14 protein-coding genes are annotated in these 15759 nt (G+C 36.4%); 8 read left to right on the plus strand and 6 right to left on the minus strand.

From position 1 onward, the window contains the following. Positions 1 to 14: 14 nt before the first annotated feature. Genes IGL07_RS03250 through lepB form a run of 3 tightly spaced genes read left to right on the plus strand, consistent with a single transcriptional unit; the run spans position 15 to position 2425 of the window. Entirely contained in the window at positions 15 to 1310 is a 1296-nt protein-coding gene (locus IGL07_RS03250) for a hypothetical protein (RefSeq protein WP_010817094.1), read from the plus strand. After that, the gene (locus IGL07_RS03255; protein WP_025189489.1) at positions 1291 to 1617 is read left to right on the plus strand and encodes a hypothetical protein; all 327 of its coding nucleotides are present in this window, start codon (positions 1291 to 1293) and stop codon (positions 1615 to 1617) included. Before IGL07_RS03250 ends, IGL07_RS03255 begins: the two co-directional genes overlap by 20 nt. A gap of 58 nt (positions 1618 to 1675) precedes the next feature. After that, on the plus strand, positions 1676 to 2425 hold the full coding sequence (gene lepB, locus IGL07_RS03260) for a signal peptidase I (protein ID WP_025189490.1): 750 nt from the start codon (positions 1676 to 1678) through the stop codon (positions 2423 to 2425). A gap of 52 nt (positions 2426 to 2477) precedes the next feature. Here the strand turns inward: lepB and IGL07_RS03265 are convergent, their stop codons facing one another. After that, positions 2478 to 3956 carry a helix-turn-helix domain-containing protein gene (locus IGL07_RS03265; protein WP_075575555.1) on the minus strand — a complete coding sequence of 493 codons (1479 nt, stop codon included), beginning with the start codon at positions 3954 to 3956 and terminating at the stop codon, positions 2478 to 2480. Between the two features lie 173 nt (positions 3957 to 4129). On the opposite strand from IGL07_RS03265, the gene IGL07_RS03270 reads away from it, so the two are divergent. From IGL07_RS03270 to IGL07_RS03290, 5 genes are all read left to right on the plus strand, one after another. Next, entirely contained in the window at positions 4130 to 4882 is a 753-nt protein-coding gene (locus tag IGL07_RS03270; RefSeq protein ID WP_002366263.1) for a tyrosine-protein phosphatase, read from the plus strand. A gap of 78 nt (positions 4883 to 4960) precedes the next feature. Next, positions 4961 to 5191 (plus strand): hypothetical protein, encoded by a 231-nt coding sequence (locus IGL07_RS03275; RefSeq protein WP_002355737.1) that lies wholly within the window; start codon positions 4961 to 4963, stop codon positions 5189 to 5191. A gap of 120 nt (positions 5192 to 5311) precedes the next feature. Next, positions 5312 to 8017, plus strand: a complete 2706-nt coding sequence (locus tag IGL07_RS03280) for a YhgE/Pip domain-containing protein (RefSeq protein WP_010817098.1) — start codon at positions 5312 to 5314, stop codon at positions 8015 to 8017. 220 nt (positions 8018 to 8237) lie between these two features. Beyond that, a complete protein-coding gene (locus tag IGL07_RS03285; RefSeq protein WP_002391646.1) occupies positions 8238 to 9407 on the plus strand; it encodes a cation diffusion facilitator family transporter in 1170 nt (389 codons plus the stop codon). A gap of 297 nt (positions 9408 to 9704) precedes the next feature. Beyond that, the gene (locus tag IGL07_RS03290) at positions 9705 to 11528 is read left to right on the plus strand and encodes an APC family permease (protein WP_010817099.1); all 1824 of its coding nucleotides are present in this window, start codon (positions 9705 to 9707) and stop codon (positions 11526 to 11528) included. Between the two features lie 36 nt (positions 11529 to 11564). On the opposite strand, the gene IGL07_RS03295 is transcribed toward IGL07_RS03290, so the two are convergent. From IGL07_RS03295 to IGL07_RS03315, 5 genes are all read right to left on the minus strand, one after another. Continuing rightward, positions 11565 to 12029 carry a GNAT family N-acetyltransferase gene (locus IGL07_RS03295; protein ID WP_010817100.1) on the minus strand — a complete coding sequence of 155 codons (465 nt, stop codon included), beginning with the start codon at positions 12027 to 12029 and terminating at the stop codon, positions 11565 to 11567. 71 nt (positions 12030 to 12100) lie between these two features. After that, complete coding sequence (locus IGL07_RS03300) at positions 12101 to 12763, minus strand: ABC transporter permease (protein ID WP_002363261.1); 663 nt, start codon at positions 12761 to 12763, stop codon at positions 12101 to 12103. Positions 12764 to 12766: 3 nt separating this feature from the next. After that, positions 12767 to 13687, minus strand: a complete 921-nt coding sequence (locus IGL07_RS03305) for an osmoprotectant ABC transporter substrate-binding protein (RefSeq protein ID WP_002355743.1) — start codon at positions 13685 to 13687, stop codon at positions 12767 to 12769. Between the two features lie 2 nt (positions 13688 to 13689). Then, a complete protein-coding gene (locus tag IGL07_RS03310; RefSeq protein WP_002355744.1) occupies positions 13690 to 14325 on the minus strand; it encodes an ABC transporter permease in 636 nt (211 codons plus the stop codon). 3 nt (positions 14326 to 14328) lie between these two features. Next, positions 14329 to 15522 (minus strand): betaine/proline/choline family ABC transporter ATP-binding protein, encoded by a 1194-nt coding sequence (locus IGL07_RS03315; RefSeq protein ID WP_002355745.1) that lies wholly within the window; start codon positions 15520 to 15522, stop codon positions 14329 to 14331. Positions 15523 to 15759: the final 237 nt, after the last annotated feature.

The raw sequence follows: 15759 nt of genomic DNA on the forward strand, positions 1-15759 counted from the left end.
GAAAGGACATAGATATGACAAAAAGACGTTTAATTAAAAAAATTAAAGATATTTCGGATGATACGCTTGAAAAAGAAGTCTTTTTTCAGCCAGGATTCGAACCAGAAAAAATAATTAGCGGAATCAAACCGGAACAACAGGAAAAAGAAATGGCGACGTTAAGAGAAAGGCTCGCCTACTATCAGAAAAAAGAAACAGCCTTTAAAAAACTTCAAGAAGAAAATGAGCAATTAAAGAACCAACAAGAAACGGAAAAACAAGCATTAGAAGAAAAAAATCAGGCATTACTTGAAACACTAAATCAAAAGGAACATGAAATTTTTGAATTGGAAGAGCAACTGGAAACGAACAGTGAAACCACGACAGAGGCTACCACTCTTCAAACAAATCTGCAAAATGCAGAAAAACAATTAACCACTGTACATAATCAAATGGAACGTTTAGAAAGTGAATTAACGCAGCAAGTGGCAGAATTAGAAAAAGAATCGGCTGAACAACAACAACATATCCAAACATTACGCAACCAGTTAGCAGAAGAAAAAGGAAAGTTGGAGAAAAAAGGAGATATTACAGGAATGGAAAAGCAAGTAGAAACATTAACGACAGAATTAGAAGAAAGCACAATGACTCAACAAGCATTGCAGGAACAAATTGAAAAACTAACTGTACAATTACAAAAAGTAGAAGCCGAAAAACAAACCTTACAAGAGGCTGCCCAACAAGAAGTGATTGTGCAACAACGCATGGAGGAGTTAAAGAATGAGCTTCAAAATAGTTTACAACAAAAAAATGAAGCAGAAGTAAAACTAGGTCGACTACAAGGTGTCAATGACAAACATCTTGCTGAAAAGCAAGTTTACGAAGGGGAATTAGCTGCTCTAAGAAAAGAAGTAGAGGCCAAAGAAGACAATTTAGAACAAGTTCAAAAAGAATTGAAGACACTACAAGCCGTTTCAAAAAATATTGAACCGAGTAGTGAGCAGTTAACAGAACTGCTACGCGCAAAACAGCAAATTAACGATTTATTAATGAAAAATCAGCAATTACAAGAAGAGGCTTTAAAATCGCAACAAGAAATTGGCGAAGTGATGGTTTCTGCCAAAAAAGAAGCTAATCGGATTGTTAATGAAGCGAAAGTAGAAGCAAAACACCTAATCAATTCCGCAGAATTAGAAATGTTAAATATTGGTAACCGAGCGAAAAGTATTTCGAATGAAGTCGAAGCATCAAAAGTAGAAGTACTTGAGATTTATCGCGAATTAGAGGAACGCTTAACTAAACTGACACGTCTTGAACAAGATAACTATTAATAAAATGGTCAGTAAAAAGTTAATGGGAGCAAGGAAACTACATTGTCTTGGGGTCCTTTTTTTAGCTGTTACACTAAGTGGCTCTGAAGAACGATTACAGGCTGCTGCTGTCTCAAAGGAAGAGCAGTCTCTAAATCAACCGCTTGTCAGAAAAAACATAGTAACAGAGAAGAGCGAATATCTTGTACAAGCAAATCAAAGTATCTGGGAGCTGGCACAAGATGCTCAGAAACCACTGAATCAGTTTATGAAGGAAAACCAGTTACGTAGTAGCTATATTAAAAAAGGAACGCAATTAGTCAAATAGAAAAAAGGAGTAAAGAAAGGAAAAGTTTATTTAAGGAGCTTTTCCTTTTAAGAAAACGATGGAAGAATGGATAAAGTCAGTTATGCGAACAATTCGCCACATTAAGCGCGCCTTCTTGATGCAAAAGTTGCCTGCGACATATCAGCTAAAAAAGCAAAAGACTAACACAGCAATGGAATATTTGCTTGAGCAAACAGATAACCATCAATCAATAAGAGGACCACAAAGAAAAATGACTGCTGAAGAGATTAAAAAAAAGCGGCAAGCCTACCAAAAGAAACAACGCATCCAAGTCGTTAAATTTTTTATGCCAGCTATTCTTTTCGCCATTTTTGTGTTCTTTTTTGTGTTAAAGACATCTAGCTACCCAATTGCTGGGCAATCCATGAAGCCGACGCTTAACGCTGGGGAACGAGTCTTAGTACAACGGACGAAGCAAGTAACAAGATACGATGTGATTGCATTTAAAGCACCGCTAGCTAACAAAGGTACGTACGTCAAGCGAATTATCGGGGTTCCTGGTGATCGAATTTGGGTAAACGAGGGGAAAGTTTATCTTTCAGAAGAACCTATAGCAAGCGATAATGAGGCACTGCCTGAGAATGCCAGTCGTTTTGACTTATCAGAAGAAGCGGCTGCCCAACTTCGCCTGTTTCAGAAGATTCCAGCCGGTCATTACTTTGTCTTAGGGGACAATCGTACGCATTCAAGTGATAGTCGTACGTTCGGCTTTGTCGAGATACAAGCGATTGAAGGAATCGTGGTATTTAAAATGGCGCCGTTTAAGGAAATAGGGAAAGTAAAATAAAAAGCTTAAGTCAGCCATCTAAGAGTAGGGTACTTAAGCTTTTTTTTGGAAATTATTTGCCCAATAACAATTGAATGATTTTTTCAATTGATTGCAGGTCATAACGATTACTAATATCCGAAAAAATATAGTAATGGTCATACTGGGCAACGAGCGGTTCATTATTGGTATTCATTAAAAGCAAATCATAATGGTTTTCTGCGTTGTAAGGCTCAATTTTCAGCGGATATTTTCCAGCGATACTCTGTTGTATTTTTTGTGCTACCAACTCGCTATAAGCACTGCTCAGTGAGTGATAAACGCCAATGGTTATTTTTTTTTCATTTAATTCAGCAATGTGATTCAAAATAAGCGTATAATTAATTTCAGTAAATTGATTTTGGTACTTAGAAGTAGTGGCTTCTGTGGCAAAGTTCGTTGTAGCAATTTCCACTAATTCGTAAACTTCACTTTCACTAAAAGGATGACGTAAGACTTTCAAAAGTGACTGAATCGTCCAATAATCAAAGGGTAAAATAAATCCTGAAAAATAGTAGAGTTGCGCATGTAATTGGAAAAGTAAATTTTCAATATAAAGTAGCCGAATAGGTAGCGCGTAATGGGCTAAATAACCACGTGCTTTAAGGTATGTTAAAATAACCCGGTTCATTTCGTTAAGATACGTTTTTTCAATTCGTTGTTGTTTTGCTAAACGAAAGGCGAAAGCAGCATTCGCAGAATAATTATGCATGGAACAAAAAAAGTCATAAAACATATAGGCTTCATTGATTGTATATGGACGGTCGATTCTTTTCATATATGTATGTATAGATAAATTAATTTCTTCAAATAAAGGTCGATCGAGTTGGACATCATGCGGACTAATCGTTGGCAGAGGTTCTAAAACCATACGACGAAAAGAAATTTTCATCCAAAGCTTAATTTGAAGAATTTCTGTATGGTCAAAGGTAATTCTGGGGATTTCTTGTAATATCTCGATTAATCCTAGGTATTGATTGGCCAGTTCTTTTTCTAAATCTGTTTTTTCTTCAAAGATAAACCAGAAAAAATTAAAAAAGAAAAAGCGAATTTGTTTTTCTTCGCCGATAAGTTTTCCTCGTTTGATACATAAATTAAACTCATTGAGTAAGTCATTTAATTCAACGATTTTTCGATAATAGGTAGCAGAGCTGATGGCATAATTCTGTTGAAAATACCCGCCATTTATTTTATTTTTATGAAAGAGTTGCTGAACCATGTGAAACTTAATAGATTTATTCAAGAACAACATGATCATTGCTTTCATGGAAAAGGTTGGCGCTTTATTTAGATAAAGGGTATCACCTAGTACAGTCACGGTGAGGCTTTCTTGAAGTTGCTCTTCTTTCAAAAATTGTTCTAAAAAAGAAAGATACTCATTCAATGTTGGTAAACTAATATTGAAAAAATCTACTAATTCATTTCGTGTCGCTTGGCCTTTATTATTATATAGGAACAATAGAATATCATTCATATAATCATACGGTTTTTCTAAAAAATCTCGTTTTAACATCGTTGCTCACCTCTCTTTTAAGAATACTGTATCTATGATAAAATGGCAATAAACAACTGATAAAAAGATTGTTTTTTGAAGTGTTTTTTATTATCATTTAGAAAAAGAAATAAAAAGAAAAAACAAAGTATTTAAATGACAACAAAATAATTAAAATGAAGGAGTGACAGAACATGAACAGCGTAGTAAATTTTAGAGATATTGGAGGATTTCCAACGCAACAAGGTACATCCGTCAAGACAGGGCATTTTTTTCGGAGTGGTGAACTCGTCAATATTGCACAAGCGGATCAACAGAAACTGGTAGAGGACTATCAAATTAAACGAATCTATGATTTTAGAAGTGCAGCAGAAACGCAAGAACGACCAGATGATTCAATTCAAGGAACCAACTATTTACATATAGACATTTTGGCCGATATTCAGGCGCAGACCGCTTCATTAGAAGGAATGCTTAAAACGGTTGGTTCACCCGATGCAGCAATGGACATGGCTTATAAAGAAATGGTTCTTTCCAATTCGGGGCGCAAAGGTTACCAAACATTTTTTGAAAACTTTTTAAGTTATCCACAGGAAGCTATTTTATTTCATTGTTTCGCAGGAAAAGATCGAACAGGAATCGGCGCAGCCTTGATATTAAGTGCTTTAGGTGTGGAACATTCTTATATTTTAGAAGATTATTTAAAGACGAACGAGCAAAGAAAAGCTGCTAACGAGCAAATTATTGCACAATACCAAGCAAATGGAACACCTCCAGCAGAAATTCAACAATTAGAAACACTGCTTTATGTGAAAAAAGAGTACTTAGCGACCGCTTTACAGGCGATTGAAAAAGAATTTGGTTCGGTAGAGGGCTATTTAAAAGAGGGACTCGGCTTACCTTTATCCGCCAAAAAAGATATGCTAAGTCTGTATACAAAATCATAGATCCTAAAAAAAGGACTATCCTTTCTAAAAAAGAAGTTTTATAATAGAAAAGAATCTGTTTGTAAGGAGGGATAGGGAATGAAAGAAGGACAAGAACAATTCTTAACGTTCATACTAGATCGAACAAAAGAAGATAAAAAAGAAAAAATGCAAGCGCTACTTGCAGAAATGTTTGAACGCCAACAAACAGGCAAATTAGATAAAATGTACTTGATGACAAAAGCACCAAAACTTTTGGCTTATTTAAAACCAGAAGCCATTGATGAAGTTAAACAAGTCGTTTCGGAATTTTCTAAAAATATGAAATAAACAATCTTAGCTTGAACTTACGACATTTTAAAAATGTGTCGTAACATTCAAGCTTTTGTTTGTTATTCTCTTGTATTTTATGCTAAAGTTATTCAGGCACAAAAAAAAGCAGGTGATTTTATGAAACATATAAAAAATACATGGGAACTATTTATTTTAGATTGGAAAAGAATTTTTAAAAACCCAGTAGCAACATTTTTGATTGTTGCCTTAATGATTATTCCTTCATTATATGCATGGTTTAACATTAAAGCACTATGGGATCCGTATTCAAATACAGGAGAGTTACCAATAGCGGTCTATAGTGATGACCAAACAGCAACTTTTCAAGATAAATCGGTCAATATTGGTGATGAAGTCTTGAAAAACTTGAAGAAAAACAAGCAATTAGGTTGGCGTTTTGTTGATTCGAAAAAGGAATTAGACAAAGGAGTCCAATCAGGAAAATATTTTGCCGGGATTTATTTACCTAAAGATTTTTCCAAAGATTTGCTAAGTTTTACTTCTGGTGATATCAATAAACCTAAAATTGAATACTCAATTAACGAAAAAATTAATGCAATTGCACCGAAAATTACGTCAAAAGGCGCTTCTTCCATTCAGTCACAAATTTCGGAAGAATTCATTAAAACGGCAAGTAGTACGTTAATCAAAACATTCAATGATATTGGCTATGATATTGATAAAAACATGGTCAGCATTCAAAAAGTTAAGAGCATGATTTTAGATACAGATGCCAACATTGGAACCATTGACACGTACGCGAAACAAGTCACAGACTTACATGGTAAGATGCCTGAGCTAAAAGAAAAATTAGCGAAAGCCAACGATGCGATGAAATATTTACCTGAAGTTGATGCTTTAGGAGAGAAGATTGTTGAGCTAAATGGCAAAATGCCAAGCATCAAAGAACAAGCTAGTGTTATTTTGACGTTACAAGAAAAAATTCCAGAAATTCAAAACGCTGGCCGACAAATTGCTATGATTGATGAAGACTTTGCCTCTGTGGAACAAACAATGAGCGAAGGAATCCAAGAAGCAAAACAAGGATTAGAAATCATTCAACAAGTCCAAACGGCGTTACCAGATATTCGTAAACTAGGTGATCAAGCCAATGATTTAGGGAATGTTACATTAGATGGCGCCAATAAATTGCAAGAGGCGTTACCAAGCATTACGAATAGCGTTGAAGTGACTTTGAAATCTATCCAGCAAGTTGCTACAACAACAACTTCTGTAGTCGCGACTATTCGTCAAGCGTTAGATGATGGACAGTTAACGCCAGAAGAAAAACAACATATTAATGAAGTAGTACAAGATTTCACAACTAATATCCAACGGCAACAGCAAGCAATTAGTAATCTTATAGAATTTATGCAAAAGATTCAAGAAAATGCCGGTAATCATGACTTAGATGAGACTATTCGTCAACTTACTAATTTAAGTACTCTATTAGGAGATTTTAGTAATCGATTAAATGAACTAAATAACTATGTACAGAATAATGATTTACAAAGTGCAAAGAAATTGCTAGACGAAATTGATGCAGCAGCGCAAAATATTGCTGGGATAGCTGGAGCAATTAAAGCAGATGAAATTAGTAACACTGTTAATACAGTCACAAGTAAATTAATTGCTACCATCCAAAATGCTCAAGGTCAACTAAACAAAGCACAACAAATTGACTTTGAAGGATTATTGAGCTCAACAAGTCAAACGGTCACTAATGCGATTTCTTTATTAGAAAAATATCAAGCCGAAATGCCGGCAATTAAACAAGAAATTCATGATGCGAATACGATGTTGAATGGCAATATGGAAACCATTGTCAATGGCATTAATCGTGGTGCTGATTTGTATAAAAACGATTTACCAGTCATTCAAGACAAAGTCAGCAAAGCGGCAGCCTTTATGCAAAATGACTATCCAGGTATCCGAAAAGATTTAACGAATACCTTGAAAACAGTCAATGAGAAAATGCCAGATGTTGAAGCGGCCTTGGACAAAGCCAACGAGCTAATTATTAATGATTGGCCAAATATCAAAACAGGATTACACAAAGCAGCGAATGCAATCCGTAAAGGTGAAAAAGAAGTTGACTTAGGCGAAATTCTTAAATTACTAAAATTAGATGCCAATAAAGAAAGTGACTTCTTTACACAACCAGTTGAAGTCAAAGAACATGCTGTTTATCCGATTGCTAATAATGGTTCGGCAAGTACGCCATTCTATACAGCTTTGTGTTTATGGGTTGGCGCTGTGTTATTCTCAAGTGTTGCGACAACAGATGTTTATCTTGAAGGGAAAGATAAAAAACGCTTCTCTAAACGGGAACAATTTTCAGCACGGATGTTTACCTTCATTGTCATGGGGATTGGTCAAGCACTGATTGTAACCTTAGGTAATTACTTTGCGTTAGGCGTAGATGTTCGTAATCCAGCGTATAGTGTCTGGTTTGCGGTATTGATTGCCATTACGTTTATGATAATGGTTTATGTGCTCGTTGCTCTCTTTGGCAATGTAGGGAAAGGAATTGCGATAATAATCTTGGTACTATCCATCTCTGGTGGGGGTGGGAACTACCCAATTCAAGTCTCAGGTAAATTCTTCCAAATGATTAATCCGTTCTTGCCGTTTACGCATGCCGTGAACTTGCTAAGGGAATCAGCAGGAGGCATTTACTGGCCAAATGCTTGGTTTGCAATTTGGATTATGGTGGGGATTTCAGTCGTCTTTAGTATTGGCGGCGCAATTCTTTATCCACATCTGGAACACAGATCGAAAAAATTTGCGGCTTTAGCACAAAAGAGCCATTTATTCCATTAAAAAACAAAAAGCTGAAAACGTCTCTAGCGTTTTCGGCTTTTTGTTTTTCTTTATTTTCAAGGTAACCCTAACAAAGAAGTTTTGGGGGCTCTTGCTTTTGACTTTTTGGCAATGCTAAATAATAAAATCTCCCTCAGAAAGTGAGGTTTTTTGTGTACAAATGTATAAAAAGGTTTTATAGTATTTTTTTAAGAAATAAAAAGTGGGTAGGGGTTGTAAAATGATTCAAGCATTGCTTCAACGATATGAGAAAAAAATTGAACGTCGTAAATTGGAAAAACGAACAGCATTCGGTGCTTTTGCCGGGCGGATTGGGCTTGTTTCTAATTTATTTTTATTCGTTAGTAAATTTATGATTGGCTTGCTTTCAGGTAGTGTTTCAATCATGGCAGATGCCATTAATAGCTTGTCCGATACTATTTCTTCAGTTTTAACATTAGTCGGTTTTTATATTGCCGGTAAGCCAGCGGACAAAGAACATCCCTATGGCCATGAACGTTTTGAATATATTAGTGGAATGCTTGTATCATTAGTGATTACGTTTATTGGGTTTGAGTTTCTAACGACCTCCGTGGATCGCATCCTGCATCCAGAATCAATCAAGGTGACACCCATTTTATTTGCTGTTTTAGCTTTATCAATTGGGATTAAAATTTGGCAAGGGCTGTTTTACAAAAAAGTATCAGCAAAAATTGATTCTCAAGCATTAGTTGCTTCTGCTAAGGACAGCTTCAATGATGTTTATACTACATTAGCTGTTTTGGTTTCTGCATTTATTGAAGGCGTTACTGGTTTGCGAATTGATGGATATATTGGTTTTTTAATTGCCGCATATATTATTTATAGTGGGTTGCAGTTAATTCGCGAATTTATTAATGAGTTGATGGGCATGCGTCCGAGCCAAACAGAAATTGATGAAATGAAAAATGTCTTATCAAAAATGGAAACAATTGTAGGGTATCACGATTTACTGATTCATAATTATGGTCCTAGCCAAACGTTTGCGTCTGTTCACATTGAAATTGATGATCGCTGGGATTTAAACAAGGCCCATCAGACAATCGATGCGATTGAAGCGAAGTTTAAAGAAGAGTTGGATGTTAATCTTGTTTGTCATATTGATCCAGTGAATTTATATGACCCAACACAACAATTTGTTCATCAAACAATCAAAAAGATTATTCGTTCTTTTGATGCGTCTTTAAAAGTCCATGATATCCGCTTAGTTACCCATGGTGAAGAGCCGAAGATTTTGTTCGACTTGGTTTTGCCTACAGAATCAAAATTATCTGAATTTGAATTGGGTGTGGAAATTCAACGGCAAGTTTATGAAAAAATTGGTCGTTATAAAGTGGAAATTACCTTCGATCATACGTACTTGTTACAATAAAAAGGAATAATTAACTAAGTTTTTAAGTGAGAGCCAAAAGGTCAAATAGACTTTTAGCTCTCGCTTTTTTGTTTAGAGAATGCAAATCCTTTTGTTATCTGGATTCTCTTGATAAGATAAAGGAAGCGGGGGACTGTAAATGAGTGTCTGATTAAAAAAAGATGGTGATTTTTTTATCTTTTTCAGTAACAAAAATCAATTGACTTTTCATTGTGAGAAGCGTAGCATATGGATTTGTTTGATAAAAAATAATGAAAAAAGTGAGCGGGTCACTCTAGAGAAAAGGAGTAGAAAAAAATGGCGGATTTAAAACGACTGTTCATTGGGAAACCATTGAAATCAGCCGAAAATGATGAACATAAATTAAGCAGATTTGCAGCGCTTGCGTTGTTATCTTCTGATGCACTTTCATCCATTGCGTATGGTACAGAACAAATAGTGGTGGTTCTGGTTACTTTGTCGGCGGCTGCGATTTGGTATTCATTGCCAATTGCTGCATTTGTTATTATTTTACTTATTTCTTTAACATTGTCGTACCGACAAATTATTCATGCGTATCCGCATGGCGGCGGTGCATACGTTGTTAGTAGTGAAAACCTCGGCAGAAATGCAGGTTTATTGGCTGGTGGTTCGTTGTTAGTCGATTATATGCTAACAGTAGCCGTTTCAGTTTCAGCGGGCGCAGAGGCGATTATATCGGCGATTCCAGCGTTATATGGTCATCAAGTAGCAATTTCTATTGGGATTGTGATATTGATTACCTTAATGAACTTGAGAGGCCTGCGAGAATCTGCTTCGTTCTTAATGTTGCCAGTGTATAGTTTTATCGCAATTATTACATTACTGATTGTTGTTGGGCTATTTAAAATTGTGACTGGTGCACAGCCATTGAATGCGACAGCTTTACCAGGAGCCGTGGTTCCAGGAATTTCTATTGCCTTAGTTTTACGAGCTTTTTCATCTGGTTCTTCTTCCTTAACAGGGGTTGAAGCAATCAGTAATGCAGTGCCATTCTTTAAGAAACCACGAGCAAAAAATGCTGCTGGGACGTTAGCGTTAATGGCAACGATTTTAGGGTTCTTCTTCGTGGGGATTACATTTATTAACTATTGGTATGGGATTGTGCCAAAAGAAGAAGTGACAGTTCTTTCACAAATTGGGAAAGCGGTCTTTGGTCAAAATATTTTATATTATTTATTACAGTTTGCGACAGCCTTAATTTTAGCGGTTGCCGCTAACACAGGATTCTCAGCCTTTCCAGTTTTGGCTTATAACTTAGCTAAAGATAAGTTTATGCCGCATATGTATATGGATCGTGGCGACCGTTTAGGCTATTCAAATGGTATTTTAACTTTAGCTGCTGGTTCCATTGTTTTATTATTGATTTTCCAAGGTTCCACAGAACGTTTAATCCCATTGTATTCAATTGGTGTGTTTATTCCGTTTGCTTTGTCTCAATCGGGGATGGTTGTAAAATGGCGAAAAGAAACTAAAAATTGGTTGCCAAAATCAATTGCTAATATTGTCGGCGCCTTTATCTCTTTCGCGATTATCGCCATTTTGTTTATTTATCGATTAGGGGACATCTGGCCGTTCTTTATTATTATGCCAGTGTTGATTTATGCATTTTATCGGGTCAATACTCACTATAAGAATGTGGCGGAACAGCTACGTTTAGAAGATGGGGCACAGTTGCAAGAGTTTGATGGGAATACAGTTATTGTTCTAGTAGGGAACGTAACCAAGGCAAATGTCGGCGCCTTGAATTATGCGCGTTCCATTGGCGATTATGTCGTTGCCATGCATGTCTCAATGGATGAAAATGTTGAGAAGGAAAAAGAAATTCAGGAAGAGTTTAAAAAACACTTCCCAGACGTTCGTCTATCAATTGTCCACTCTTCGTATCGTTCACTGCAAAACCCTATCTTACGTTATGTTGATTTAGTTAGTAAAAATGCCACGAAGCATAACTACAGTACAACAGTTTTAGTACCACAATTTGTACCAAATAAACGTTGGCAAAATATTTTGCATAACCAAACAAGTTTACGCTTGCGGATTCGTTTAGCGTGGCGGGAAAATATTATTGTGGCTACCTATAGTTATCACTTGAAAAAATAAATAAAAAAATCTGCCATCTTTTGATGGCAGATTTTTTTATTGACGTAATTGTTTTTGATAAATTCTAGCGCAAGACTGCTCTTCGATGGTTACCATTGTCAAAAATTCCCAGTCATATCTTTCATAAAAAGTAGTATGGTCTGTAAGCAGATAAAGCTTTTTAAATCCAGAATTAGCAAGAAAATCACCAACTGTTGTTAAAAGAATTCCTGCTAAGCCTTGGTGACGAAATGTTGGTTCGACATACAATGCACAAAGGTTTGGCGTAAGGTCTGCACGATTGTGGAAGTCATTATCAATTACGCCCACGCCTGCAACGATGTTCTGCTGTTTATTCAAGCAGACCCACCAATGTGGTACGTGGTTTTCGCTAGTTAGCATTTCCTGCATACTTGCTTGATACGCTTCAGCGGGGATTTGCCACTTTTGGCTAAACCATTGAGCAGCTGACGGAATTAAGTGTGGTTGTTGGTTTAAATCGATAATAGTATAGTTAGACATTATTAATCTCCTAGATAAAAGAACAGATCCCATTGAAAAGAAACAATGTTGGATCTGCTCTGCATTTTTTATTAATTGGAATGTTTGCTAGCTGGGTCTAAACGCCGTTCAATAATCCCTAGAACCCAATCTGTGATAATCGCCATAAAGGCCGTTGGTAAGGCACCGACTAAAATGATAGAAGCACCATCTGTGGCATTGGTTCCACGAATAATAATATCCCCTAAACCACCAGCACCAACGAAAGCACCAATCGCAGTAATCCCGATTGCGACGACTAACGCATTTCGAATACCTGCCATGATTACTGAAACAGATAAAGGTAACTCGACCATATAAAGAAGTTGTACTTTTGTCATACCCATTCCTTTACCAACATCTAAAATATTGCGATCCACTTGAATCATGCCAGTGTACGTATTCTTGATAATTGGTAGGAGAGAATAAAGGAAGACCGTTACAACCACCGTGTTGACGCCTAAGCCCATTCCCAACATTAAAATCGAAAGCATTGCCAAAGCTGGTACTGTTTGGATAATGTTCGCTAAACGGATAATCCAGTTGGCTAAGCTACGTTTACGTGAAATCATAATCCCGATAGGAATCCCGACAATTGCAGCAAAGATTACGCCATAAATCGAAATTAAAAAGTGACGTAAAAATTGTTGAAAGACGTAGCCGCCATTTTGTTGGAAATAGTAGATAAATTGTTGGAATAAATTCATATTATTCATCTGTTACTCCCCCTCAAAATAGTTATTTTCTTTTAAGAAACGTTCGGCTACGACCGCAGGTTCAATTAAATCATTATCTGCTTGATAGTTCAATTCTTGCATTTTTTTGGTAGAAATTTTACCATCTAAGCGATTTAATACATCTTTAATTTCCGGCGTTTCTTTTAATAATTTGTCACTAACCACAGGAGCGGCATCATAAGGCGGGAAGAAGCGCTTGTCATCTTTTAACATGACTAAATCGTAACTACCAATCCGGCCATCTGTTGAGTAACCTAAGATGACGTCCATTTTTCCAGCGTTGACTGCATCGTACACCAAGCCAATTTGCATTGGTAAAATAGATTTAAATTGGAAGTTGTATTCCTTTTTAAAGCCTTCATAACCGTCGCCTTCACGTGTGATCCACGCAGTATCGACACCAGCAACTAATTTGTCTGCGACTTTCCCTAAATCACTGACTGTTTTTAAATTGTATTTCTCAGCCGTTTCTTTTGTAACTAAGAATACATAAGTATTTTCAAACCCATATGAAGGGAACCAAGTTTGTTGATAACGTTTTTCAAATTCTGATTGAACTAGATTGAACGCTTTTTTAGGGTCTTTTTCCGCTGGTAAGCCAAGCGTAGTGGTCACGTCAGTACCAGTATAACGAGCTGCAGAAATTGAGGCATCTCCGTTTAACATTGCTTGGTGATTGATGGTAGTAGTGGCTAAGTTGTTAATCACATTTGTTTTTTTATCTGTGTAATGCTCAACCATATCCGCTACAATGCTCCCTAAAATTTGCGCTTCTGAAGTAATCCCACCTGTAATGGCAACAGTGTTATCATCAGAAGTTGAAGCGAGACCAGGTAAAGAACAACCTGCCAATAAAAGTAAACTGCTTAAGAAGAGTAAGCTTAACTTGAGTTTCTTTTTCATCATTATTCGCCCTCCCTTAAAGCTTTTGGCGTTAAACGATTTTCTAATAATCCAAGAAGAACATCTGCTAAAAGTGCTAAAATAGTTACTGGAATAGTCCCGCCAAAGATTAATTCTGGCTGATAGTTATTTAATCCACTGAAAATCATATCACCAAGACCACCTGCACCAATATAAGAAGCCAGTGTAGCCCAAGCAATGACATAGACAGCAGCTAAACGAATGCCGGCCATAATTGTTGGCATGGCAATGGGTAATTCAACACTAAAAATAGACTGTAAATTGGTCATGCCCATGCCTTTAGCAACATCTCGGTAATTTTCATCGACATTTTTCATTCCGATATACGTGTTTCTTAAAATAGGTAGAAGGGAATAGATGAATAGCGCGATAATAGCGGGTGTTTTGCCGACACCAAAAATTGGAATCATCAAAGCTAATAAAGCCAACGAAGGAACCGTTTGTAAGGCACTTGTTAAACCAATGACAATATTGGCTACTTTGGGCAAACGTGTTAACCAAACGCCAACGGGCACAGCGATAGCGACCCCTAATAAAAGTGCAAAGAATGAAATATAAATATGTTCAATACTTTTTGAAATCATTTCTGATCCATATTCTTGAAAGAAGCTACTCATTGCTTACGCCTCCTCTTTATCAGTTTCGGACTCGCTTTGTTTTGCTTCTACAGCTTCACTAATCGTTGTTTCATCGCCCCAGATAACATCATAAACAATGTCAACAAGGGAAGCACGTGTTAAGATGCCCACCACTCGTTTTTGTTCATCAACGACTGGCACATATTTTAAGCCACGTTTTAAGATTCTTTGTAAAGCATCACGTAAAAGAGCGGTTTTTTGAACAAAGAAGACATCTTTATTCAAGATATCACCAACACTAGAAGCTTTGCCACGTTGCTGATCTAATGTTTCAACATCGATAAAGCCTTTAAGCACATGGGAATTATCAACAACTAATAAGGTATCAACCCGTTTTTCACGCATCAATTTAATCGCTTCTTGTAAAGATTTTTCCGGCGTGATAGTAATTGCTGAATTTAACATGACTTCATCCACTGTGGTGAAATCAGGTTTGGCTTGTAATAAGCGATCTTCTCCGATGAGTTCTTCTACAAATTCATTGGCTGGATGACGTAAAATATTATCTGGTGTGTCAAATTGAATTACTTTGCCTTCGCTCATAATGGCAATTTTATTTGCTAATTTCAACGCTTCATCCATATCATGGGTAACAAAGACAATAGTTTTTCCTAAACGTTCTTGCAAATCTTTCACTAAATCTTGTAATGAATCACGGGTGATAGGATCTAAAGCACCAAAAGGTTCATCCATTAGAATAATATCTTGATTGGCAGCTAAAGCCCGCACAACGCCGATTCTTTGTTGTTGTCCGCCAGAAAGTTCATTGGGATAGCGGTCCAACATTTCTCGTGGTAACTCAACCAAATCAATCATTTTTTCGGCTATCTTATTGCGTTCTTCCACAGGTACTTTTAATAATTTAGGCACTAAAACGATATTTTCACGAATGGTCATGTGAGGCATCAAGCCGATATTTTGAATGACATAGCCAATTTGGCGACGTAGCTCTACAGGATTGATTTTTTGAATATCTTGGCCATCAATTAAAATTTTTCCTTTTGAAGGGTCGGTCATGCGGTTAAGCATCCGCATTGATGTTGTTTTTCCACTACCACTTGTTCCGATGAAGCAGATAAATTCACCTTTATCGAAAGACAAATTAATGTCATCAACGGCGACTTTTCCGCCTTTATAAAATTTTGATACATGCTGAAATTCTATCAACTTACTCACCTCAACTAAATATTTTGAAAATGTATCTTATTACTAGTATGCTATAAAAATGCGATTTCGACAAATGTAATCTATTTTTAATGGGAAAAAGAAGGCGGTAAAATTTTTTTAATTCGTTCTAAAAAAAAGAAAAGATAACTATTGTTTAGTAAAAGTTGTCTGAACGAAACAAGATGTTAAAAAGAGTATTCTGAGAAGGGGGAAAAGCCGCTATAACAAAGAAAAGTGTCCTTTATA

The sequence above is a fragment of the Enterococcus sp. DIV1368f genome, from assembly GCF_051712245.1.
Taxonomy (GTDB): domain Bacteria; phylum Bacillota; class Bacilli; order Lactobacillales; family Enterococcaceae; genus Enterococcus; species Enterococcus faecalis.

What these genes read in the sequence shown, in the direction of transcription:
- IGL07_RS03285 (WP_002391646.1), top strand. Translation starts at nt 8,238, where the DNA reads ATGATTCAAGCATTGCTTCAACGATATGAGAAAAAAATTGAACGTCGT.
- IGL07_RS03290 (WP_010817099.1), top strand. Translation starts at nt 9,705, where the DNA reads ATGGCGGATTTAAAACGACTGTTCATTGGGAAACCATTGAAATCAGCC.
- IGL07_RS03280 (WP_010817098.1), top strand. Translation starts at nt 5,312, where the DNA reads ATGAAACATATAAAAAATACATGGGAACTATTTATTTTAGATTGGAAA.
- IGL07_RS03270 (WP_002366263.1), top strand. Translation starts at nt 4,130, where the DNA reads ATGAACAGCGTAGTAAATTTTAGAGATATTGGAGGATTTCCAACGCAA.
- IGL07_RS03300 (WP_002363261.1), bottom strand. Translation starts at nt 12,763, where the DNA reads ATGAATAATATGAATTTATTCCAACAATTTATCTACTATTTCCAACAA.
- IGL07_RS03295 (WP_010817100.1), bottom strand. Translation starts at nt 12,029, where the DNA reads ATGTCTAACTATACTATTATCGATTTAAACCAACAACCACACTTAATT.
- IGL07_RS03250 (WP_010817094.1), top strand. Translation starts at nt 15, where the DNA reads ATGACAAAAAGACGTTTAATTAAAAAAATTAAAGATATTTCGGATGAT.
- IGL07_RS03275 (WP_002355737.1), top strand. Translation starts at nt 4,961, where the DNA reads ATGAAAGAAGGACAAGAACAATTCTTAACGTTCATACTAGATCGAACA.
- IGL07_RS03310 (WP_002355744.1), bottom strand. Translation starts at nt 14,325, where the DNA reads ATGAGTAGCTTCTTTCAAGAATATGGATCAGAAATGATTTCAAAAAGT.
- IGL07_RS03265 (WP_075575555.1), bottom strand. Translation starts at nt 3,956, where the DNA reads ATGTTAAAACGAGATTTTTTAGAAAAACCGTATGATTATATGAATGAT.
- lepB (WP_025189490.1), top strand. Translation starts at nt 1,676, where the DNA reads ATGGAAGAATGGATAAAGTCAGTTATGCGAACAATTCGCCACATTAAG.
- IGL07_RS03305 (WP_002355743.1), bottom strand. Translation starts at nt 13,687, where the DNA reads ATGAAAAAGAAACTCAAGTTAAGCTTACTCTTCTTAAGCAGTTTACTT.